General features: G+C 49.7%; 22 protein-coding genes. 14 read left to right on the top strand and 8 right to left on the bottom strand.

The window, feature by feature from the left end:
- Positions 1–13: 13 nt before the first annotated feature.
- Together dut and coaBC are read right to left on the bottom strand one after the other, a co-directional pair.
- Positions 14–466 carry a dUTP diphosphatase gene (dut, locus tag H591_RS0112810; RefSeq protein ID WP_022967365.1) on the bottom strand — a complete coding sequence of 151 codons (453 nt, stop codon included), beginning with the start codon at positions 464–466 and terminating at the stop codon, positions 14–16.
- 2 nt (positions 467–468) lie between these two features.
- A complete protein-coding gene (coaBC, locus tag H591_RS0112805) occupies positions 469–1,677 on the bottom strand; it encodes a bifunctional phosphopantothenoylcysteine decarboxylase/phosphopantothenate--cysteine ligase CoaBC (RefSeq protein WP_022967364.1) in 1,209 nt (402 codons plus the stop codon).
- Between the two features lie 173 nt (positions 1,678–1,850).
- On the opposite strand from coaBC, the gene radC reads away from it, so the two are divergent.
- The 3 genes from radC (at position 1,851) to rpmG (ending at position 3,186) form a co-directional block, all read left to right on the top strand.
- Entirely contained in the window at positions 1,851–2,525 is a 675-nt protein-coding gene (gene radC, locus H591_RS0112800; protein WP_022967363.1) for a RadC family protein, read from the top strand.
- Between the two features lie 258 nt (positions 2,526–2,783).
- Positions 2,784–3,020: a 50S ribosomal protein L28 gene (gene rpmB / locus H591_RS0112795; RefSeq protein ID WP_022967362.1), complete on the top strand. Its 237-nt coding sequence runs from the start codon at positions 2,784–2,786 to the stop codon at positions 3,018–3,020.
- Positions 3,021–3,030: 10 nt separating this feature from the next.
- Positions 3,031–3,186 carry a 50S ribosomal protein L33 gene (rpmG, locus tag H591_RS0112790; protein ID WP_022967361.1) on the top strand — a complete coding sequence of 52 codons (156 nt, stop codon included), beginning with the start codon at positions 3,031–3,033 and terminating at the stop codon, positions 3,184–3,186.
- A gap of 84 nt (positions 3,187–3,270) precedes the next feature.
- Here the strand turns inward: rpmG and H591_RS0112785 are convergent, their stop codons facing one another.
- A complete protein-coding gene (locus H591_RS0112785; protein ID WP_022967360.1) occupies positions 3,271–3,726 on the bottom strand; it encodes a MaoC family dehydratase in 456 nt (151 codons plus the stop codon).
- A gap of 163 nt (positions 3,727–3,889) precedes the next feature.
- On the opposite strand from H591_RS0112785, the gene H591_RS0112780 reads away from it, so the two are divergent.
- Genes H591_RS0112780 through hldE form a run of 3 tightly spaced genes read left to right on the top strand, consistent with a single transcriptional unit; the run spans position 3,890 to position 6,435 of the window.
- Positions 3,890–4,252 carry a CidA/LrgA family protein gene (locus tag H591_RS0112780; protein ID WP_022967359.1) on the top strand — a complete coding sequence of 121 codons (363 nt, stop codon included), beginning with the start codon at positions 3,890–3,892 and terminating at the stop codon, positions 4,250–4,252.
- Entirely contained in the window at positions 4,249–4,965 is a 717-nt protein-coding gene (locus H591_RS0112775; RefSeq protein WP_022967358.1) for an LrgB family protein, read from the top strand. Before H591_RS0112780 ends, H591_RS0112775 begins: the two co-directional genes overlap by 4 nt.
- A 48-nt stretch (positions 4,966–5,013) precedes the next feature.
- The gene (gene hldE / locus H591_RS0112770) at positions 5,014–6,435 is read left to right on the top strand and encodes a bifunctional D-glycero-beta-D-manno-heptose-7-phosphate kinase/D-glycero-beta-D-manno-heptose 1-phosphate adenylyltransferase HldE (RefSeq protein WP_022967357.1); all 1,422 of its coding nucleotides are present in this window, start codon (positions 5,014–5,016) and stop codon (positions 6,433–6,435) included.
- 56 nt (positions 6,436–6,491) lie between these two features.
- On the opposite strand, the gene H591_RS0112765 is transcribed toward hldE, so the two are convergent.
- Together H591_RS0112765 and H591_RS0112760 are read right to left on the bottom strand one after the other, a co-directional pair.
- Complete coding sequence (locus H591_RS0112765) at positions 6,492–7,298, bottom strand: aldo/keto reductase (protein WP_033421142.1); 807 nt, start codon at positions 7,296–7,298, stop codon at positions 6,492–6,494.
- Positions 7,285–8,469: an FAD-dependent oxidoreductase gene (locus H591_RS0112760; RefSeq protein ID WP_028244425.1), complete on the bottom strand. Its 1,185-nt coding sequence runs from the start codon at positions 8,467–8,469 to the stop codon at positions 7,285–7,287. Before H591_RS0112760 ends, H591_RS0112765 begins: the two co-directional genes overlap by 14 nt.
- Positions 8,470–8,548: 79 nt before the next feature.
- On the opposite strand from H591_RS0112760, the gene waaA reads away from it, so the two are divergent.
- The 5 genes from waaA (at position 8,549) to can (ending at position 13,641) form a co-directional block, all read left to right on the top strand.
- Positions 8,549–9,826 carry a lipid IV(A) 3-deoxy-D-manno-octulosonic acid transferase gene (waaA, locus tag H591_RS0112755; protein WP_028244424.1) on the top strand — a complete coding sequence of 426 codons (1,278 nt, stop codon included), beginning with the start codon at positions 8,549–8,551 and terminating at the stop codon, positions 9,824–9,826.
- A 192-nt stretch (positions 9,827–10,018) separates the two neighbouring features.
- Entirely contained in the window at positions 10,019–11,569 is a 1,551-nt protein-coding gene (locus H591_RS0112750; protein ID WP_022967353.1) for a 2-isopropylmalate synthase, read from the top strand.
- Complete coding sequence (locus H591_RS0112745) at positions 11,566–12,462, top strand: hypothetical protein (protein ID WP_022967352.1); 897 nt, start codon at positions 11,566–11,568, stop codon at positions 12,460–12,462. The genes H591_RS0112750 and H591_RS0112745 overlap by 4 nt, the downstream gene beginning before the upstream one ends.
- Positions 12,455–12,913: a ribosomal protein S18-alanine N-acetyltransferase gene (gene rimI, locus H591_RS0112740; protein ID WP_022967351.1), complete on the top strand. Its 459-nt coding sequence runs from the start codon at positions 12,455–12,457 to the stop codon at positions 12,911–12,913. Before H591_RS0112745 ends, rimI begins: the two co-directional genes overlap by 8 nt.
- An 89-nt stretch (positions 12,914–13,002) precedes the next feature.
- Entirely contained in the window at positions 13,003–13,641 is a 639-nt protein-coding gene (gene can, locus H591_RS0112735) for a carbonate dehydratase (protein ID WP_022967350.1), read from the top strand.
- A gap of 57 nt (positions 13,642–13,698) precedes the next feature.
- On the opposite strand, the gene pdxA is transcribed toward can, so the two are convergent.
- From pdxA to H591_RS0112720, 3 genes are read right to left on the bottom strand one after another with little or no spacing between them, the layout of a single operon-like run.
- Positions 13,699–14,688 carry a 4-hydroxythreonine-4-phosphate dehydrogenase PdxA gene (pdxA, locus tag H591_RS0112730; protein WP_022967349.1) on the bottom strand — a complete coding sequence of 330 codons (990 nt, stop codon included), beginning with the start codon at positions 14,686–14,688 and terminating at the stop codon, positions 13,699–13,701.
- Positions 14,685–15,980 (bottom strand): peptidylprolyl isomerase, encoded by a 1,296-nt coding sequence (locus H591_RS0112725; protein ID WP_028244422.1) that lies wholly within the window; start codon positions 15,978–15,980, stop codon positions 14,685–14,687. Before H591_RS0112725 ends, pdxA begins: the two co-directional genes overlap by 4 nt.
- Positions 15,961–18,768, bottom strand: coding sequence for an LPS-assembly protein LptD (locus H591_RS0112720; RefSeq protein WP_022967347.1), 2,808 nt, complete (start codon positions 18,766–18,768; stop codon positions 15,961–15,963). Before H591_RS0112720 ends, H591_RS0112725 begins: the two co-directional genes overlap by 20 nt.
- A gap of 126 nt (positions 18,769–18,894) precedes the next feature.
- Between H591_RS0112720 and H591_RS0112715 the strand changes: the two genes are divergently transcribed.
- From H591_RS0112715 to H591_RS0112705, 3 genes are read left to right on the top strand one after another with little or no spacing between them, the layout of a single operon-like run.
- The gene (locus tag H591_RS0112715) at positions 18,895–19,920 is read left to right on the top strand and encodes an aminoglycoside phosphotransferase family protein (RefSeq protein ID WP_022967346.1); all 1,026 of its coding nucleotides are present in this window, start codon (positions 18,895–18,897) and stop codon (positions 19,918–19,920) included.
- Positions 19,921–19,929: 9 nt separating this feature from the next.
- A complete protein-coding gene (gene murU / locus H591_RS0112710) occupies positions 19,930–20,592 on the top strand; it encodes an N-acetylmuramate alpha-1-phosphate uridylyltransferase MurU (protein WP_022967345.1) in 663 nt (220 codons plus the stop codon).
- Entirely contained in the window at positions 20,589–21,359 is a 771-nt protein-coding gene (locus H591_RS0112705) for a DnaJ domain-containing protein (RefSeq protein WP_028244421.1), read from the top strand. Before murU ends, H591_RS0112705 begins: the two co-directional genes overlap by 4 nt.
- The last annotated feature ends 4 nt before the right edge of the window (positions 21,360–21,363 follow it).

Genomic DNA, 21,363 nt, shown 5'->3' with positions numbered 1-21,363 from the left:
GAATGCCGAATAGTTATTTGCCTGTATGGCCAAAGCCACCAGCGGCGCGCTCACTTTCCATAAAGTTATCAGTGATGTCTAATTGTGCTTGGATCACTGGTACTAAGACCAGTTGTGCAATGCGATCACCAGGGGTAATAGTGAAGCTACTCGAGCCGCGATTCCAGCAAGAGATTTGCAGCTGACCTTGATAATCTGAATCGATTAATCCTACTAAATTACCCAACACAATACCGTGTTTATGTCCCAGTCCAGAACGAGGCAAAATCATTGCGGCAAGGCTTGGGTCTTCAATGTAAATTGCCAGGCCGGTTGGAATCAATACGGTTTGCCCTGGCTCAAGCTGCAAGTCTTCGTTGAGCATGGCGCGCAAATCAAGACCAGCAGAGCCCTTGGTGGCGTATTCAGGTAAAGGAAACTCAGTGCCAAGGCGTGAGTCGAGAATTTGAGCTTGGATGCGGCGCATATTTAAACCTTGTTCGTGTGGGTGGCGATAAATGCAATCAGCTGGCGAGCAATTTTACTTTTGCTGGTCTGTGCGAATGAAGTTTGCTGCTGTTGGCGATCAATTACAGTGATGGCGTTGTCATCACTGTTAAAACCAATGGCGCTGTTGGCGACATCATTGGCAACAATCAGGTCTAGATTTTTATCGTGCAGTTTACGCGCAGCGTATTCCAGCAGGTTCTGTGTTTCTGCGGCAAAGCCAACGCTAAATGGACGATCGGCGCGCTGCGCTAAAGTTGCCAAAATATCTGGGTTACGAATCAGCTTGAGGGTTAAACCATCAGCGCTGCTGGGGTCTTTCTTTAATTTATGTTCGGCGCTGAGTTCTGGGCGGTAATCGGCGACGGCAGCGGCAGCAATCAAGATATCGCACGGCATCGCTGCTTCGCAGGCCGCCAGCATGTCGCGAGCGCTATTGACGTCAATGCGCTGAACCCGATCAGGTGTGGGTAGATGCACTGGGCCGCAAACTAAAGTGACTTGTGCACCTGCTTCAGCGGCCGCTTCGGCGAGGCTAAAACCCATTTTTCCAGAACTGTGGTTAGTGATGTAACGGACCGGGTCAATGTCTTCGCGAGTCGGTCCCGCAGTGATTAGAACATGCTTGCCGGTCAGCGCTTGGTAAGTAAACAGGTCTGCCGCGCTTTGCGCTAAAAGATCAGGTTCGAGCATACGACCTAAACCAATATCACCGCAGGCTTGTACGCCCGCGCCTGGGCCGAGCAGTTTAAAACCGCGCTGGCTAAGGGTGGCAGCGTTGGCTTGGGTGGCGCTGTCATGCCACATCGCTTGATTCATCGCCGGGGCCAGTGCTACTGGCGCGTCCGTAGCTAAAATCAGCGTCGTCAATAGGTCATTGGCAGAGCCTTGTACGAGGCGCGACATCAAGTCAGCAGTGCAGGGCGCGACTAGAATTAAGTCAGCCCAACGTGCCAGTTCAATATGACCCATCGCGGCTTCAGCATTTGGATCGAGTAAATCCACATGCACAGGATTGCCAGATAAGGCTTGTAGCGTCAACGGCGTGATAAATTCGCGGGCACCACGGGTCATAACTACATGCACTTCAGCGCCTAGATCGCGCAAGCGACGCACTAACTCTGCACTTTTATAGGCTGCAATGCCGCCGCCAATGCCAACAATGATGCGTTTTTGAAACAGCCTTTGCATGGGTCTGCCTGTTGTTCGAGTGTATGGAAGAGGTGAAAGTGGCCAATTTTGAAATCTTGTCTAAGATAACATAGCCGATGGTTGAGAGGCAGAGGGTCGCGCATTAAGGAATTGGTTTAAAATATTGGGCTGAATGGTTCAGCTGTCGCCATTAGATGACAAGGAGTCTGTCTATGAGTATGCAAAGTTGGCCGGTTAATGAAAGACCGCGGGAGCGCCTTTTGGAGTATGGCGCTAACGTGTTATCCGATGCAGAGTTGTTGGCTATTTTCCTGCGTACTGGCGTGCAAGGTCGTAATGCAGTGGAATTAGCGCGTGATCTGCTCAGTGCTTTTGGTGGTTTGCGTCAACTGTTGGAGGCCGATCAAAGCAGTTTTACCAGTCATTTAGGTTTAGGTCCGGCGAAGTACTCACAGTTGCAAGCGGTTCTTGAAATGGGACGTAGGCATTTAGCCGCCAGCATTCAGCGTGAATCCGCGTTAGAAAGTCCGCAAGCTGTGCGTGATTTTCTCAAAGCTAAATTGCGTCATGAGTTGCATGAAGTCTTTGCTTGTCTGTTTTTGGATACTAAGCATCGGGTGCTGGCCTTTGAAATATTATTTTATGGCACTATTGATGGTGCTAGCGTTTATCCGCGGCAGGTGGTTAAGCGTGCGCTGGCGAATAATGCTGCGGCATTGATTTTGACCCACAACCATCCAAGCGGTGTCGCCGAGCCCAGTCAGGCTGATAAAATTTTGACTGAGCGTTTAAAGGAAGCGCTGGCATTGGTTGATGTACGCGTCTTGGATCATTTTATTGTGGGTGATGGTGAGCCATTATCGATGGTTGAAAATGGTTGGATGTAATAATTCCTCTGCTCGCTCTGAAGAATATAAATCAGTCGATTCTTGCTCTGCTAGCTACTTTCTGCTATAAAGCACGGCTCGATTCTAAGAGAACCAGTTTGGCGCAATATTTTGTGTCGCTGTTGTTCCTTGGCGAAGTCTAGGTAATAATATGCAGGTTATAAAAACCAACATGTTTTTAACGACCTACGAATCCAATTACGTTTTAAAGCAGCCAACCCATGCTGGGTTGAGCATGTGGTTTATGAGGGCTGAGATATGTCAAGAGTTTGTCAAGTAACCGGTAAGGGTCCGGTTACAGGGAATAAAGTTTCCCACGCCAATAACAAAACCCGTCGCCGTTTCCTGCCAAACTTGCAGCATCACCGTTTTTGGGTAGAAACCGAAAACCGTTTTGTACGTTTGCGTTTATCTGCAAAAGGCATGCGCGTAATTGATAAGCGCGGAATCGACACAGTATTGGCCGAGCTTCGTGCTCGTGGCCTAAAAGTTTAAGGGGAACATCATGCGTGATTTAATCCGTTTAGTGTCAAGTGCTGGTACTGGTCACTTCTACACTACTGATAAAAACAAGCGTACTACGCCTGATAAACTGGAAATCAAGAAATTTGATCCAGTTGTGCGTAAGCACGTGATCTACAAAGAAGGCAAAATCAAGTAATTGATTGCTGCTCTTCGTATAAAAAGCCCGCTTAATGCGGGCTTTTTATTGGCTGTTATTTTGTCTTTTTCACTTAAAGCCAGATTAGACAAAACATAAAGTGAGCGTTTCTGCAACATAAGCAGGTTTGGTTTGGCCTTCAATCTCTAGGGTCGCGCGTGCTTTTAAGAGCCATTGTCCGGGCGCTTTTTCAGTGGCGTCCAATAGTGTCATGGCAAGGCGCACGTTAGAATTGACGGGTACTGGTTGAATAAAGCGCAAACTGTCCATGCCATAATTGATAGCCATTTTTAAGCCTTCAGGCAAAACAAGGATGCCCTCGCTGAGTTTTGGTATCAGTGAGAGCGATAAGTAGCCATGCGCGATAGTGCTACCGAAAGGTGTGTGTTTGGCTTTTTCTGGATCAACATGGATAAATTGCTGATCGCCTGTGCAGTCAGCAAATTGATTAATGCGATTTTGATCGATTTTTAACCAGTCAGAGTGACCTAAGTCTTTACCAATATAATCTTGAAGTTGTGCTACGGGTACAAATTGCATGCGCTCCTCCTTTAGGGAAGCTAATTATTATTGTTGTTGTTGTATGAGGCTGTTTTGCCTTGCTCGGATCATCCTAAAACTACATGACTAGGTCAAGCGCGTTTATTTTAAAGACTGGATAACCGTATACTGTGCGCCATTTTGCAAATTACTGGAGTAAGCAATGTTACTGCGAGGACTGAGTTGGCTGGTAGTGTTTCAGTTGGTGGGGACAGCGTTGAATGTGCTTTTTTTCCCTGTCTTGCCAGGACCAATTATAGGTTTGGTGTTGCTGTTCATTTATTTGTTGCTACAGGGTCGTGTCAATGAGCCGCTCAATGAGGCCGCAACCAGCGTGTTACGCTATTTGCCACTGTTGCTGGTGCCGCCTGCAGTAGGGGTGATTGTGCATATGAGCGATATCAAAGCGGACTTGTGGGCGATTATTGGCGCGTTAGTCATCTCCTTATTAGTTTCTTTGCTATTTATTGGTTGGTTGATGCAGTTATTGGTGAATCGTCAAGCTCGCGCTAAGGATAAATCATGAATTTAGAATGGCAGGCAGCGCTTGATGCGGTGATAGAACATCCTTTATTTGCCTTTGGTTTAACCTTGGGCGTCTATCAACTCGCTTTATTTCTCTATGAGAAAACCCGCTGGATGATTTTTCAGCCAGTTCTCGTCTCCATGGTCATACTGATTGCCACGCTACTAGTGTTGGATATTGACTACGCTGACTATAAGCAAGGTGCGCAACTGCTGACCCTGATGCTAGGTCCAGCCACTGTGGCGTTGGCGGTGCCTCTATATTTGAATATGCGCCGCGTGCGTCAAGTTTTATGGCCAACGCTGATTACTCTTTTCGTAGGAGGTTTATTTGCCACCGTATTGGGTGTCGCTTTGGCTTGGATGTTTGGTGCTGAAACGTTAATTTTAAAAACTATTGCGCCAAAATCAGTCACCACGCCTATTGCTATGTTAGTCGCCGAAGAGATCGGTGGTGCGGCTTCGTTGGCAGCTGTATTCGTGATGATTACTGGAGTCCTCGGTGCCATGCTCGGGGTTGAGGTGCTGCGTGTATTTCGTATCAACAGCCCAGCAGCACAAGGTATGGCGTTGGGTATTGTCGCGCATGCTGTGGGTACCGCGCGGGCTTTGCAGGAAAGCGAGGAGGCGGGCGCCTTTGCTGCATTAGCGATGAGTATCATGGGTGTGCTGACTGCTGTGTTGATGCCGTTAGCGGTAGCGCTGATTGCTTAAGGTTTGGCATGTTATGATTGGCAAAAATTATCTAAGGTTGAAGCTATTATGAAATCACCATTACCAGCGTTTGCCCAAGCCCCAGTGTTGGTGGTGGGTGATGTCATGCTGGATCGCTACTGGTACGGCAGCACCACGCGTATTTCTCCAGAAGCGCCGGTGCCGGTGGTAAAAGTGACCCGTACTGAAGACCGCCCCGGTGGTGCTGCGAACGTTGCGTTAAATATTGCCGCTTTAGGTGCGCCTGTGGAATTGATTGGCGTTACCGGCGCTGATGAAGCGGCTGATGCTTTAACTGAACAGTTGCACTCGGTGGGTGTACAAACACATTTTCAGCGTATTAGTGGCCAGCCCACCATTGTGAAGTTGCGCGCTATGAGTCGTCAGCAGCAATTGTTACGGATGGATTTTGAAGAGCGCTTTAACACCGATGCCGAGGCTTTATTGGCCCAGGTTGAAGCTGTTTTAGATGGCGTCAAAGTGATGATTTTATCGGATTATGGCAAAGGCACATTGCTCAATCATCAAGCTTTGTTAGGCCTTGCTAAGCAGCGCGGTGTTGCCGTGTTAGCCGATCCTAAAGGTACAGACTTTTCTATTTACCGTGGTGCGACTTTAATAACGCCGAACTTAGCTGAGTTTGAGGCGGTAGTTGGGCATTGCGCCGATGAAGCGCAGTTAATGCAGCGTGGTGCTGTGATGCTTGAGGAGTTGGAGCTGGAAGCGTTACTGATTACCCGTGGTGAGCAAGGTATGACGTTGTTACGCAAAGGCGTTCCAGCGGTGCATTTGCCGGCACGTGCGCGCGAAGTCTTTGATGTTACCGGTGCTGGCGATACCGTGATTTCTACCATGGCGGCTGCGTTAGCAGCTGGTGAGAGCCTAGAGCAAGCGATGACGTTAGCCAATCTGGCCGCAGGTATTGTGGTAGGTAAACTCGGTACAGCGACCATCAGTGCACCTGAGTTACGTCGTGCTTTACAGCGCGAAGATGGTGCTGAGCGCGGTGTGCTCAGTTTGCAACAGTTACAAGCTGCCGTTGAAGATGCGCGTGCGCAAGGCGAACGAGTGGTGTTTACTAACGGTTGTTTTGATATTTTGCATGCCGGGCATGTCAGTTATTTAGAGCAAGCCCGCGAGCAAGGCGACCGTTTAATTGTGGCGGTGAATGGTGATGCCTCGGTCACGCGCTTGAAAGGCCCTGGACGGCCGATTAACTCAGTGGATCGCCGGATGGCAGTACTCGCTGGTTTGGGTGCTGTGGACTGGGTGGTGAGCTTCAGTGAAGACACACCAGAAAGCCTGATTACTTTGCTCAAACCCGATATTTTGGTTAAAGGCGGTGATTACGGTGTTGATCAGGTGGTTGGAGCCGAGTTGGTCTACGCCTATGGCGGTGAGGTGCGGGTGTTGGGCTTAGTAGAAAACAGTTCAACCACAGCCATTGTGGAAAAAATCCGAAGTAAATAAAGCGTGAAAAATGACCGCTGCAATGTCGGTGCAGGACGAGCGCAGCGGTTTCGTTTTTAGCCTTGACCATGCAGAATATTAGCGATGCACTCAACATTACTCTGTAAGTGCTTAGGAGTGATGGTGCCAACGATGGCGCTGGCCACTGCAGCGTGAGCAAAGATCATCGCAAAACTGGCCTGCACAGGATCAATTCCATTGGCTAAGCAAACGTGCCCACTGGCTAAGGCTTTCTTAATCAGAATGCCTTTGTTGTGCTGGCCGGCATAGTCGATAACGGGCAACTCATCGCGCTCATTAAGGTTGTAGGTGACCATTGCGCAGTCACCTTGCTCCAGCGCGAGTATGCCGCCTTCTGAGGTTTTTCCAGAAAAACCGAAACCGCCAATTTTGCCTTCCTGCTTAAGTGCAGCGAGCGTGTCGTAGACTTCTTCATGTTGCAAAATAGCCACATCATCGCCATTGGAGTGCACTAAAACCAACTCAATATGATCAGTACGCAAACGTTTCAGGCTGCGATCTACTGAGAAACGCGTGTGCGCTGCAGAAAAATCAAAGGCTGACTCACCTTCGATAAACTCTTCGCCGACCTTGCTAACAATTACCCAGTCATCGCGCTGACCTTGCAGTAAGTAGCCCAGGCGCTCTTCGCTAATACCATACGCCGGTGCGGTATCCAGCAAATTAATCCCCAAGTCGCGAGCTTGATTGATCAGTGCTAGGGCTTGCTGGTCGTCAGGGATGGTAAAACCATTGGGGTATTTAACCCCTTGATCACGACCAAGTTTGACCGTGCCTAACCCCAGCGGTGAAACATTAAAGCCAGTACTGCCCAGTGGACGATGAAAATCATGCAGGGTCATTAAATAAAGTCTCCCAAGCAGGTTGTGCCACAGCGGGGCGCGGTAAGCCTGCATAGCTTTGTGCCGCGCCGGGTTTAATGCCGTCGCACGCTAAAATTTTACAAATGCGATCGCTAAAATCAGGCGCCAACGCGAGCTTAGTTGGCCAACCCACTAGTAATGAACCTTGCTCAGTGACAAAGGCGTTATCGGGGCGCGCGAGTCCAGATTGAACGGGTTCAGCACGATCGACACGCAAAGTCGCCCATTGCGTGGCCTCTTGATTCACCCAAGGCAGTAATTGCGCCACCTCGGCTTGTGCCGCTGCAATCTGTTGCTGCTCAGAACGTGCCACGCCTTCAGCTTCGGCAAGATTACCGCCTAAGTACCAAACCCACTGGCCATCGGCTGCAGGATGGGTGGTCACTGTGATCCGTGGTTTGCTGCCGCCACCGAGGCAGTGTGCATATAAAGGTAATAGTGCTGGGCCTTTGGCCATAACCATATGTAAGGGTCGCAGCTGTTGTTCTGGTTTACTTAGGGCAAAGGCTTGCAGTAAGTCTTGGTTGCCGCTGCCAGCACAAAACACCACGCGCTGCGCGTTGATGCTGTAGTCATCCGCTTGCACGCCAACTAATTGCTGATTGTCGTAGCGTGGGGTGATTTTTTGCGCATACAAGAGGCTATCGCCAGCCAAGTCGGCTAAACGCTGCACTAGACTGGGTACGTCTAGCACCAACTCAGCCAGGCGATAGACGCGGCCTTTAAAGTCTTTATGTTGCAAAGCGGCTGGTAGCTGTTGACCCTTCACTTGATCAACCCGACCACGCATCGCTTTGCTGGCAAAAAAGCTGGTCAGATTGCCGGCAATCGAACCTGGTGACCAGAGATAGTGCGCGTTGGATAATAAACGCACACCACGCAAATCCAGTTCGCCTTCGCCCTGTAGCGCCTTGCGCCAGCGTTCCGGCATATCGGCAATGGCTTCTGATGAGCCGGTCAGGGCACCATGTAGCGCATATTTAGCGCCACCATGAATGATGCCTTGCGACTTCACAGACTGCCCGCCGCCCAGCGTGTTGTGCTCAATCAGCAGTGTATTAAAGCCCTGTTGGCGCAATTGCGCGTTGAGCCAGAGCCCGGCAATGCCGCCGCCGATGATGGCAATGTCAGTGTTTAAGGTGAGTGACATAAGCGCCTCTCGCAAAAAATAAGTGAGCAGTATAACCGAGCGCAGCATTATCGCTGCGCCTTTGCTAAACTTTGCTGCTATGAATAGAACTCTATATACCTTGCTGCTATATCTCGCTGTGCCGGTGATTGCCGTGCGCTTGTGGCTGCGTTCCAGAAAAGCACCGGCTTATGCTAAACGCATTGGCGAGCGCTTTGCTTTAACTTTGCCTGAGTTCAAGCCGGGTGGTATTTGGCTGCATGCGGTGTCAGTCGGTGAAAGCATTGCCGCTGCACCTGTGGTTAAAGCGCTGCAGCAGCAGTATCCCGATTTACCGATTACTGTGACCTGCATGACGCCGACCGGCTCTGAGCGCATTCAAAGTATGTTTGGTGATAGCGTACAGCATTGTTATTTGCCTTACGATTTACCGCTCGCTTCTAGAAGGTTTTTGCAGCGTTTACAGCCGCGTTTAGCGATTGTTATGGAAACTGAGCTGTGGCCGAACCATATTAATCAGTGTACGCGTTTAAATATTCCAGTCGTGTTGGCCAATGGTCGTTTATCCGAGCGTTCGGCGCGCGGTTATGGGCGCTTTCCAAAACTGGTCGCTCCGATGCTCAAGCAGATCAGCGCGCTTGCTGTGCAGAGTGCAATTGAAGCCCAGCGTTTTATTGAACTGGGAGCACGAGCCGAAACGGTCAAGGTGACCGGTTCGATTAAATATGATCAGCAAGTCGCCGAGGGCTTACCCGAGCAGGCGCAGACACTGCGCGAGCAATGGCAGGCCAGTCAGCGTCCGATTTGGATTGCTGCCAGTACCCACGAGGGTGAAGACGCTCTGATTTTAGCCGCGCATCAACAATTACTCAGGCTCTTTCCTAAAGCTTTATTGATTCTAGTGCCACGCCATCCTGAGCGTTTTGAGTCTGTGTATGCCTTATGCATCGAGCAAGGCATGCGCGTGCAGCGTCGCTCCACTGGTGCGTTAGTCACTGCAGAACAACAGGTATTACTTGGTGACACCATGGGGGAGTTGATGTTTCTCTATGCACTGGCCGATGTCGCACTGGTGGGCGGTAGCTTAATTAAGCATGGCGGACACAATATGTTGGAGCCAGTGGCTTTAGCTAAACCAACGCTGACCGGCCTGCATTATTTCAATTTTTTAGAGATTGCCGAGCAATTGCTCGAAGCAGGTGGTTTGCAAACAGTCGCCGATAGTTCGCAGCTGGCGCAAGCAGTGTCGCGCTTATGGACCAGCCACTCACATACAGAAAAAATGTGCCGTGCCGCGCAACAGGTTTTACAGCGTAACCAAGGCGCATTGCAGCGACTTTTGGATATTATCCAAGCACAGCTAATCGCAGATCAATAAACCTGCTGCGCTGTGTTTAGGTGAGCTGCCGGAGGGCTTAGAGTTGTACTACGAATTGCAGCTAGACCTGAGCAGTGCTGGGTATTAATCTGTCACTAAGAAATTTTATCAAATGTCTTAGTGACTATAAAAATCACGCAAGACTAGAGTTTTTACTGCCCTTAACCGTGCAGCAGCCTTCAGGAGAAGACAATGAGCAGCAGTGATCGCGTTATTATTTTTGATACCACTTTGCGGGATGGTGAGCAAAGCCCTGGCGCTTCGATGACCAAAGAAGAAAAGCTGCGCATTGCTAAAGCACTTGAGCGCATGCGTGTCGATGTGATTGAAGCTGGTTTTGCGATTGCTAGCCCTGGTGATTTTGATGCGGTAAAAGCCATTGCTGACACCATTCAAGACAGCACCATCTGTAGTTTATCGCGTGCCTTGGATGGCGATATTGAGCGTGCCGCTGAAGCTTTAGCCGGTGCTAACTCTGGCCGTATTCACACCTTTATAGCCACCAGCCCGATTCATATGCAGCACAAATTGCGCATGCAGCCTGATCAAGTCGTCGAGCAAGCAGTGCGTGCAATTAAAAAAGCTCGCAACCTGTGCTCTGATGTTGAGTTTTCTTGTGAAGATGCCGGTCGCTCTGAAATTGATTTCCTTTGCCGCATTGTAGAGGCCGCGATTGATGCTGGTGCGCGTACCATTAATATCCCTGATACGGTCGGTTATGCAATTCCTCATGAGTACGCCGAACTCATCAGGCAACTGATGAATCGGGTACCCAACGCTGATAAAGCAATTTTCTCGGTGCACTGTCACAACGACTTAGGTTTGGCCGTAGCCAATTCTTTGGCGGCTGTTGTGGCTGGGGCACGTCAAGTTGAGTGTACGATTAACGGTCTAGGTGAGCGTGCTGGTAATGCCGCACTGGAAGAAATCGTCATGGCGATCAAAACCCGCCAGGACCTATTAGGCGTGCACACCAATATTGATACGCCGCATATCCTCAGCGTCTCGCGCATGGTTTCAGGTATCACAGGTTTCCCTGTGCAGCCCAATAAAGCCATTGTTGGTGCTAACGCCTTTGCCCACGAGTCTGGGATTCACCAAGATGGCGTGCTTAAACACCGCGAAACCTATGAAATTATGGCTGCAGAAGATGTCGGCTGGCATGCCAATAAAATGGTTATGGGTAAACACTCAGGCCGCAGCGCTTTTCGCAGCCGCTTATTAGAGTTGGGCATTGAGTTAGCCAGCGAAACAGAACTCAACGCAGCTTTTGCGCGCTTTAAAGATTTAGCCGATAAGAAACACGAAATTTTCGATGAAGACTTGCAGGCGCTGGTTTCAGAAACTTTAAATGAAGAAGCACCAGAACTGTATAAATTAGTCAGCTTAGAAGTGGCCAGTAAAACCGGTGAAGTACCGCATGCGCATTTGGTGCTCAATATTGATGGTGTTGAAGTAGCGACCGATGATCAAGGTTCGGGTCCTGTCGATGCGACCTTTAAAGCCATTGAGCAAGTGGCGAAATCTGGCGCTACCTTGCAGCTGTATTCAGTCAACGCCATTACTCAAGGTACCGACTCGCAAGGTGAAGTGACGGTGCGTTTGGAACGCGGTGGCCGTATTGTCAATGGCAATGGTGCGGATACCGATATCGTGATCGCTTCAGCCAAAGCTTATCTCAATGCCTTGAACTTGATGCATGTGGGAACTGCTCGCGCGCACCCACAGGTTGATGGTGTGTGACCAGCGCGATGAATCTGCTGCATGACCAAGAGGTACGCCGTCAAGCCATGTTGCAGGCGATGCAATTAGATGTCTGGCTGCCTCGACAGCAGTTAGTTAACGCTGCCGTCTCACGTGATTACTTGCTGGGGTGGCACAGCGTTAAGGCTGTCGCTGCAGGCGTAGAGCCTGCTGTGGTAGCTCAGCCGTCTGTTGCGCCTCGTGTTGCTGCGGCAGTTGCTCCTACAGTTGCCGTTGCTCCAACTACTCCGACTGCTCCGCGTGCTGATGCATGGGTTTCGATTCGGGATAAAATGGCCTTAACGCAAACGGCGCAAAGGCCTGCAGTGGTTGCCAGTGTTGTGCCTGAGGCAGTTGCTGCGCAAGAAATACCAGCGGTTACAGTTGTACAGGCAGAGCCGATTCCACGTTTTGCCTTACAATTGCTGCGCGCGGATAATTGCTTGTTGTTGGTGGATTTGCCGACTGGCGAGGCTTTTCAAAGCCGCGATCCGGATTATCAGTTGCTCAAAGATATGCTGCGCGCAGCAGGTCTTACTGATCAGCCTGATTTTATGCGCCAAGCCGCGCCCATTACTTGGCCGATGCTGCATTCAGGCAATTTAGTACATGAGCAAAATGCAGCGGCTGCGCGCGCTTGCGTACGGGATTTGCTAACCGTTGAATTACAAAGTAAGCCGGCTGTATGTATTTGGTTATTAGGCAAACAAGCCGTGCGCTTTGCCAGTAGTGCTGATGATGCAGATCTATACTCTGTGCAATCTTTTGTTGAAGGCGCGCAACTGTGGAGCTTACCCAGCTTAGAGAGCATCTTAGAGCAGCCATTACTGAAACGTGATATTTGGCGCAGTATGTGCAAAGAGCGCTCGCTATGGCAGGCTGTCAATGACTGATCGCGTACAGTTTAGACCGATGCAAGCGGACGATTTGGACCGCGTTGTTGCGTTAGAGCAGCATGCCTTCTCCCATCCGTGGACGCGCGCGTTGTACCTTGATGCATTAACCAGCTATGAGTGCTGGATGATGTATTTGGACGATCAGCATGTCGGTCATGGTGTGATCAGTCAGATTGTCGACGAAGCGCATTTGCTTAATATTGCCATTGCCGTAGAACAACAAGGTAAGGGTTTAGGGCTACAGTTGTTGGAGCATTTAATGCAGCGTGCGAGTCAGCGTGGCTGCGTTGAGTGCTTTTTGGAAGTGCGCGCGTCTAATCTGTCCGCCTACGGTTTGTATGAGCGTTTTGGCTTCAATGAAATAGGTCGACGTCGGGACTATTATCCAACTAATGACGGCCATGAAGATGCGCTGGTAATGGCTTGCACGTTGTTTTCTGATGACTAACAAGCGTGAAAAAAATGTGACTGCTCCGGCTTGGGTTTTGTCCCACCTCGGATGTTTATAATCTGTAACAAGAGCTAGCAGAGGAACCTATGCCTGAATTACAAGAGCTGTTTGATAATAATGCCCGCTGGGCAGAGTCAATCAAAGAAGAGGATCCCTCATTTTTTGAAAAACTGGCGAAACAGCAAGAACCAGAATACTTGTGGATTGGCTGCTCAGATGCGCGAGTACCGGCCAATGAAATCGTTGGTATGTTGCCGGGCGATTTGTTTGTGCACCGCAACGTGGCTAACGTGGTTTTACATACTGATTTGAACTGTTTATCAGTTATTCAGTACGCCGTGGATGTGCTGAAGGTCAAACATATTCTAGTCACTGGACACTATGGCTGTGGTGGCGTGCGTGCAGCGATGCAAGACAAACAAGTGGGTTTAACTGATGCTTGGTTGCGCGGTATTCGAGACTTGCATTATGAGCATCATGAAGAGTTGGCGATGCTGGCCACAGAAGAAGAGCGTGTCGATCGTTTATGCGAACTCAATGCGATTGAACAAGTGGCCAATGTCAGTCACACCGCTATTGTGCAGAATGCTTGGCATCGTGGTCAGAAATTGTCGATCTACGGTTGTGTTTATGGCATTAAAGACGGGTTATGGAAGAACTTGAATGTAACGATCAGAGGCATTGATCAGGTGCCTGCGCAGTACCGCTTACGTAAGCGCGATTAGTTTTAGCCAATCAATCCCGCCACTCTATGTGCATAAAATGGCGGGATAGTGTTCAGCTTAAGACTGTTTGCTCGCAGCCATTTGATAGGCTGTTTCTAGAGCAACATGTAAGCTGCCGGTATCAATTTCACCGGTTCCAGCCAGATCCAGCGCCGTACCATGATCCACTGAGGTGCGAATAATCGGCATACCAAGGGTAATGTTGACTGCTGCGCCAAAACCACGGTGCTTCAGTACAGGTAAGCCTTGGTCGTGATACATCGCCAGTACTGCATCGCACTGCTTGAGGTTTTTTGGGGTAAACAATGTGTCTGCCGGCAGTGGGCCAACTAAGTTCATCCCTTCAGCGCGCAAACGATCTAGAGTTGGTTGAATAATATCCAACTCTTCACGGCCTAAGTGACCATCTTCGCCAGCGTGTGGATTGAGTCCACAGACTAAGATTCTTGGCTTTTTGATAGCAAATTTCTGCTGCAAATCGGCGTGCAAGATACGTGTGATGGTCTCGATGCGCTCACTGGTGATGGCATCAGCGACATCACGCAATGGCAAGTGTGTGGTCACTAGTGCAACGCGTAAACCGTGAGTGGCAAGCATCATGACTACTTGCGGGGCATGGGTTAACTCTTGCAAAAATTCAGTATGGCCAGAGAAAGGCACGCCTGCATCGTTAATGATGCCTTTGTGCACCGGTGCCGTAATCATCGCGCTAAATACGCCATCTAAACAGCCTTGTCCTGCGCGAGTCAGCGTTTCAAGCACATGTTGAGCATTGGCTTGGTTTAGCTGCCCTGTGACCACAGGCTCGTAGAGCGGGGTGTCCCAGACGTACATACTGTCTGCGGGCGCGGGTTTGTCCGGCCAAGCATCGGGTTGTACGTCCAGCAGTTCAACTTTTAAACCCAGTTGCGCAGCACGCTCACTGAGTAGCTGGCGGTTAGTAATGGTAATGACTGGGTAAGGCTGCATTTCATGCGCTAGCATCAAACACAAGTCAGGACCGATACCCGCTGGTTCGCCGGGTGTTAAAGCAAAGCGCAAGGTCATAAGTTTTTAATCTCCACATAAGCTTCGTCACGAATTTGGCGTAACCAAGTTTGCAGTTCTTCATCGTACTTACGGTTGCGTAGCAAGCTGACGGCTTGTTGTTCACGCATCTGCGCGCTGCTGTCGGTGCTGCGGCGGTCGAGCACTTGTAGGACGTGCCAGCCAAACTGGCTTTCAAAAGGTTTAGACAATTGACCGATTTCGGTACGCGCCATTTCTTCGCGGAAAACTGGAACCAATGAGCTTGGATCAATCCAATTCAAATCGCCACCATTTAGCGCTGAGCCTGGGTCTTCGGAGAATTGTTTAGCCAGTGCGGCGAAATCCTCACCATTGCGCAGGCGCTCATAGAGGCGCTGCGCGAGTTTCTGCGTAGCTTCTGGGCTACGGATTTCACTAGGCTTGAGCAGAATATGGCGGACATGGACTTCGTCACGGTACATCACATCACCGCCACGCTTATCCAGCAGCTTCAGCATAATGATGCCGCCTGCAGTACGCGCAGGCTCAGTCACTTGACCGATGCTCATCCCGCCAAGCAAACGATCAAACGGCGGAGGCAGTTGCGCCGCTTTACGCCAGCCCATTTCGCCGCCCTCTAAAGCGTTTTCACTGGCCGAGTAGGTCATGGCTAATTGCGCAAAGTCAGCGCCTTGCTCTAATTGCTTAACCACGCTGGCAACAGTTTTTTGAGCTTTATCGAGGTCATCGTTGGTTGCTGCATCAGGTACTGGAATCAAAATGTTGGCCAGTTGGTACTCTTCCGCCAGTTGCATCTTGCCCAAATCGGACGCCAAGAAGTTCTGCACTTCTTGGTCGGTCACCTGAATGCGCTCGGCGACACGGTATTGACGCACACGACTGATGATCATTTCTTGACGGATTTGCTCTTGAGCATCTTGCAAAGTTAAACCATCAGCTGCTAATGCTTGGGCAAACTCTTGCTGGGTGAGGCCGTTGCGTTCGGCAATCGTTGCCATTGAAGCATTGAGCTCTTCATCACTGACCCGAATTCCAGAGCGCTCAGCAATTTGCAACTGGATAGCATCAAGAATTAAGCGCTCCATGACTTGCTGGCGCAAAACATCTTCAGCAGGCGCTTGCACGCCACGCTTAGCGATGGTCTGCTGCACTTCTTTGAGGCGGGTTTGATATTGGCTGTACATGACAACATCGTTATCAACGATGGCTGCCACACGGTCGAGTGGTTGCTCGGCTGCGTATAGGTTACCAACCAGCAAACTGCTGGCCAGTATTAACGCAGATAAAGGTTTAATAAGCATTGTTTTCACGTTCACGGTAGCCTTGGATGCCTTCATCGAGGAATGTCTCTACTTTATTACCGGTTACGCCACCTAGGCCTTTCAAGACGATCTGCAAGAAAATGCCGTGATCACCTTTACGGTTATCTTGTGGTGACAAAGTGCGCTCATCATAGTCTACCCAGTAGCGGTTGATTAAGCGTAACTTCCAGCAGCAACTGTCGTACTCAAAGCCACCAAAAGCTTCCAGAGTGCTGTTGCGGTTGTAGTCATACTGCCAGCGTGCAATGACGTTCCATTGCGGTACCACTGGCCACATAATTGAGGTGTCGGTTTGTTCGATTTTGTAGAAATCTTTATAAACGCGACCGCTGCCATCGGTGTAGTCAGCGCTGCCTGTTTCCCAGCGTCCGGTGGTGAAATTGTAGTGATTACCATCATTGCGGTAGCGGTAACCAAAGTTAACAATTTTATTTAAGTTATCTTGTGGCTGGTAATGGAACATAGTGCTGCCCGAACGGGTGCGGTGAGTATCAGGATCCCACATTAAGTCAGCATTGACACGCCAGTCACGGTTGAATTGGTACATATACTCCAGCGCATAAGGAGAGCGGGTGCTGGTGTTTTCTGCATAATCCTTATAGTTTTTACCGGACAGTAAAACCTTACGATCAGCAAAGTAATACGCCTGACCTACGCTGATGCGTTGACGCTCAAATCCGTTACTTTCCAACCAGCGGTTGGTTAAACCTAGCGATAGTTGGTTAGCATCACCGATTCGATCACGACCACTGAAGCGGTTGTCACGGAATAAACTTGCATAACTAAACTGTATGTCTGCGCTATCAAACAAGGGTAGATCAGATTGATCTTCATTTGGCACATACAGATAGAACAAGCGCGGCTCTAAAGTTTGGCGGTATGATTTGCCAAACCATTGGGTATCGCGATCAAAATATAAACCGCTGTCAAGGCTGTATATCCCGACACTGCGATCGGGGCTGCTGTTGAATCTTCTATTGGCTGTTTGCAGATCACCTTGGCCTTGGCTGTCTAGCGTTAAATCATAACGCGTATAAGCATACTTCACGGCCGGCTTAATAAAGCCCCAGCTCCAGTTCATTGGTAAGCTGATGCTAGGCTCAAGGTGTAAACGATCACCGTTGGCGCGATCTAAACCTTTTACGAGCGCGTCGTTCCAGAACGAGAAATTCCCATCTTGGTCGCTGTAGTTACCACTTTTCCCAGGTTTTACACCCGAAACTGTTTCGCCTCGTTTTCTCAGCGAGCGATCAAAGCGTGTCCACTCTGTTTGATAAGTCATTTTCAAGCCGGCGGGCTGGTAAGGCAGTGCGCCAATCAAACTAAACTGTGGCAGCTTATCGTAAGGGGTAATATCAGTGATATTGGCCATTTCATAGGCATGCACACCGAGCATGGCCGCGTAGCTGTCACCACGCCACGTTAAGTTGGCTTTTTGATCGAGGACTTCGTTAGAACCTGTTACAACGTTACTGCGCAAGTCCTGGAAGTAATAGGGGTCGCTGATGTCGGTGTAATCAATGGTGCCGAGCAGACGCTGATTAAAGCCTTGTTCATGCTGCAGCATATACATCCAACGATCTTTTTTATATTCCGACTGCAGTTTGCGCTCGTCTTCATCGTCACTTAACCACGCACCACCAATACGGCTTTCACTGCTTTTACTGAGGTAGCGGAACTCACCTTCAGTCAGTAAACCGCGGTTGCTCATGTAGTTAGGATAAAGCGTGGCGTCAAAATTTGGCGCTAAGTTGAAGTAGTAAGGGGTGGTGAGGTCTAAGCCGTTGTCGTTACTGTAGCTGATACTCGGCGGTAAAAAGCCAGACTGACGACGGTCATCAATCGGGAACTGAATATAAGGGGTGTAAAATACGGGGATGTTTTTTACCCGTAAGGTGACGTTGGTTGCTGTACCAAACCCTGATTCGGGGTTCAGCACGACATTATTGCCTTTTAAGTGCCATGCGTTGCTGCCAGGTTCGCAACTGGTATAAGTACCGTCTTTGAGGCGGATAACTGCATCTTCTTGACGTTTAATGTAGCGGGCATTGCCACGCACATTACCTTCATGCATGACATATTCGGCATTTTCGATTTTTGCTTCACCGCTATCAAGATACAGTTCTGCGCGATCTCCCACTACGAGCGCATTGCGATCACGTAGGCGCACATTACCTCTGAGTTCGCCTCTGTTGTCTTGCTGGTAGAGATTGGCTTCATCCGCTTCCAATTGTAAGCTGGCTTGGCGAATCACTACATTGCCCGCTAAAGTCGCAGTTTCTGTGGTTTGCTCGTAACGAGAAGCGCCGGCATTGACATACAAAGGCGCATCTTTAAATGCTGTTGTATCGTTCATGCCAGGACGCAATGGCTCGATATAATCACCACCGCAATAGGGACCTGTTTCGGCAAGCTGTTCTGCGCTGAGCTGCTCACGCGGCACCCAGTCGAGGTGACTGAAATCGGTACTGCGGCTGGCTAATGCTTTGCCACGGCTGTCGCTGACTGACTCAGCAGGCTGCGCGGCTGCTTTTTTTGTCGCAACTGCAGGTGTTTTTGCAGTGCTGGAACTGCTTGCGGAGACTGGCCGTTCTGGACGTGGTGGACGTGCCGTTTGGCTTTCTTGGGTGTTGCATGCCCAGCCACCGTTGCTATCTACTTTACAGTCATACTGTTGCGCTGCACTGATACTGCCACTGAGTAAAGGCTGTAAGATGCATAATGCCCCAGTTGCCAGTAATGGGAATTTTTTACGATAAATATATTTAGCTGCCATATTTTGTGTCCGTGCTTCCCGCATGCGCTTGGTGATAAATACCCAGCATGCCTCTCGAAGGGCTGGAAAAGATCAGCGATAATAAAGCATGCCCTACAGAACGGCTAGCACCGTTGGAGAATTACCATGCCGAATCAACCTATAAATGTAGACGATAGCCGTTTACAAGAGCTTACGCACTGGTTTGCAGAACAGTTGCCACATATTGCTCAGCAAGCAGGCTTTGCAGAGACTAGCGTAAATAGCCTACAACCTGCCAGTAGTGATGCAAGTTTTCGGCGATATTTTCGTTGGTACTCGGCAACCAGTGATTTAGTTCTGATGGATGCACCGCCGCCACAAGAGGATTGCCGTCCTTTTGTCAAAATAGCCAAGCTTTTGGCAGAGGGCGGTTTGCATGTACCTAAAGTATGGGCTGAAGATTTATCACGCGGTTTTTTGGCGTTATCTGATCTAGGCACGCAGACTTGGCTTGATGTGCTTACTCAAGATAATGCTGATGAGCTATTTACCTTGGCGATTGATGCTTTAATTGGTATGCAGCAAATATCTATGCACAATGCCCAGTTGCCTGAATACGATGAAGCGTTGTTACGACGTGAACTGCAGCTATTTCCTGACTGGTATGTTGCGCATGCGCTCGGCCAATCCTTCACCGCTGAGCAACAAGATTGGTGGCAACAAACCTGCGATGTGCTGGTGAATAGCGCGCTTAAACAAGCCAAGGTGTTTGTGCACCGTGATTATATGCCGCGCAATTTAATGCTCAGTGAGCCGAACCCAGGTATCTTGGATTTTCAGGATGCGGTGTATGGTCCCATCAGTTATGACATTACTAGCCTGTTTAAAGATGCGTTTATCAGTTGGCCTGAAGCACGCGTAACCGACTGGCTACAAGAGTATTGGCGCAAAGCCCGAGCCTGTGAACTTGCTGTGCCGGAGAGGTTCGAAGATTTTCAGCGTGATAGCGACCTGATGGGCGCACAAAGACATTTAAAAGTAATAGGGATTTTTGCGCGCATTTGCCATCGTGATGGCAAACCTCGTTATTTAAATGACGTGCCGCGCTTCTTTACTTATTTACAGCAAGTGATGGCACGCCGCGCAGAGCTTGAACCCTTAGCGCAGTTATTAACCAGTTTGTCTAAGTAGAGTAAAAACATGCGAGCAATGATTTTGGCGGCAGGTAAAGGTGAGCGGATGCGCCCTTTAACCCTACATACACCGAAACCTTTGATACCTGTTGCAGGAGTGCCATTGATTGAATATCACTTGCGAGCACTAGCGCAAGCAGGTGTGACTGATGTGGTGATTAATCACGCTTGGCTGGGTGACAAAATCGAAGCGCACGTAGGTGATGGCGCGCGCTTTGGTGTGCAGATCGTCTATTCTAAAGAGTCGCAGCCACTAGAAACCGGCGGCGGGATTTATCAAGCACTGCCTTTATTGGGTCATGAGCCTTTTATTGTGGTCAATGGCGATGTGTTTACCGACTACGACTTTGCTGAATTGCAAAAACCGCTGCAAGGCTTGGCACATTTGGTGTTGATCAATAATCCTGAGCATCATCTTGAGGGTGATTTCTCCCTAGAAGATGGTCGTGTGCTTGCTCCAGCAGCAGATACGCTGACCTATAGCGGGATTGCTGTGTTGCACCCTGAGTTGTTTGTGGACTGTCAGGCGGGTGCTTTTAAGTTAGCGCCTTTGTTGCGCCAAGCGATTGCACAGGGCCAAATCAGTGGTGAGCATTTTAACGGTTGTTGGATTGATGTCGGCACACAAGAGCGCTTGGCGGCGGCACAAGCGGTGTTTGCAAGGTTATGATTTGGCCCCTGACAATCATCGGTGGCTTAGCCGGTTTAGCAATTGCCAGCATCCCAGGGGGGTTGCTCGGGATGCTGCTGGGTAGCATTGTTGATCGTAACTTGGCTTTTACTAGCTGGGCGCAATTGCATGCGCGCTTGCAGCCGAAGCCGGCCAAACTATTGGATGCGCAACAAACGCTATTTATGTTGCTGGGACATTTGGCGAAAAGCACAGGTCGGGTGTCGCCTGAGCACATTAAAATGGCACGTGTAGAAATGCAGCGACAGCAGTTGTTTGGAGCTTTCCAGAAGACTGCTATTGCTGCTTTTTCAGAAGGTAAAGATTGTCGGTTAGCTGAGCTGCGTAGCAGTTTGCGTCACCACTACCGCACGCCTGAGCAGTCTGAGCGTTTACTCTTAGCCGGATGGCGCATGGTTTTAGTGGAAGGCTTGGCCACAGCCAAGCAGCGCACTATCTTACAGCAATGTGCTAGTTGGCTAGGGTGTTCAAAAGCAGCATTTGCTCGCTATGAAGAACTGGCAAGACCGCTGCGCAGCAGTCCTCCACGCCAAGCGCTTAATGAGTTAGATGCAGCTTTGCAGTTGCTGGGAGTGCGACGCACGGATTCCTTGGCAGTCATTAAAACGGCTTATCGCCGCCAGCTCAGTCTCCATCATCCCGATAAAATGATTGGTGCAGGCGCTAAGCCTGCACAAGTCCAAGCGGCTACCGAGAAAACACGTGCTTTACACAATGCTTATGCGTTACTGCGTAAGCATCGGTAAACAG

The sequence above is a fragment of the Denitrificimonas caeni DSM 24390 genome, from assembly GCF_000421765.1.
GTDB lineage: Bacteria > Pseudomonadota > Gammaproteobacteria > Pseudomonadales > Pseudomonadaceae > Denitrificimonas > Denitrificimonas caeni.
The sequence above is the reverse complement of the archived record's forward strand: the minus strand, read 5'-3'. Positions and strand labels throughout refer to the sequence as shown.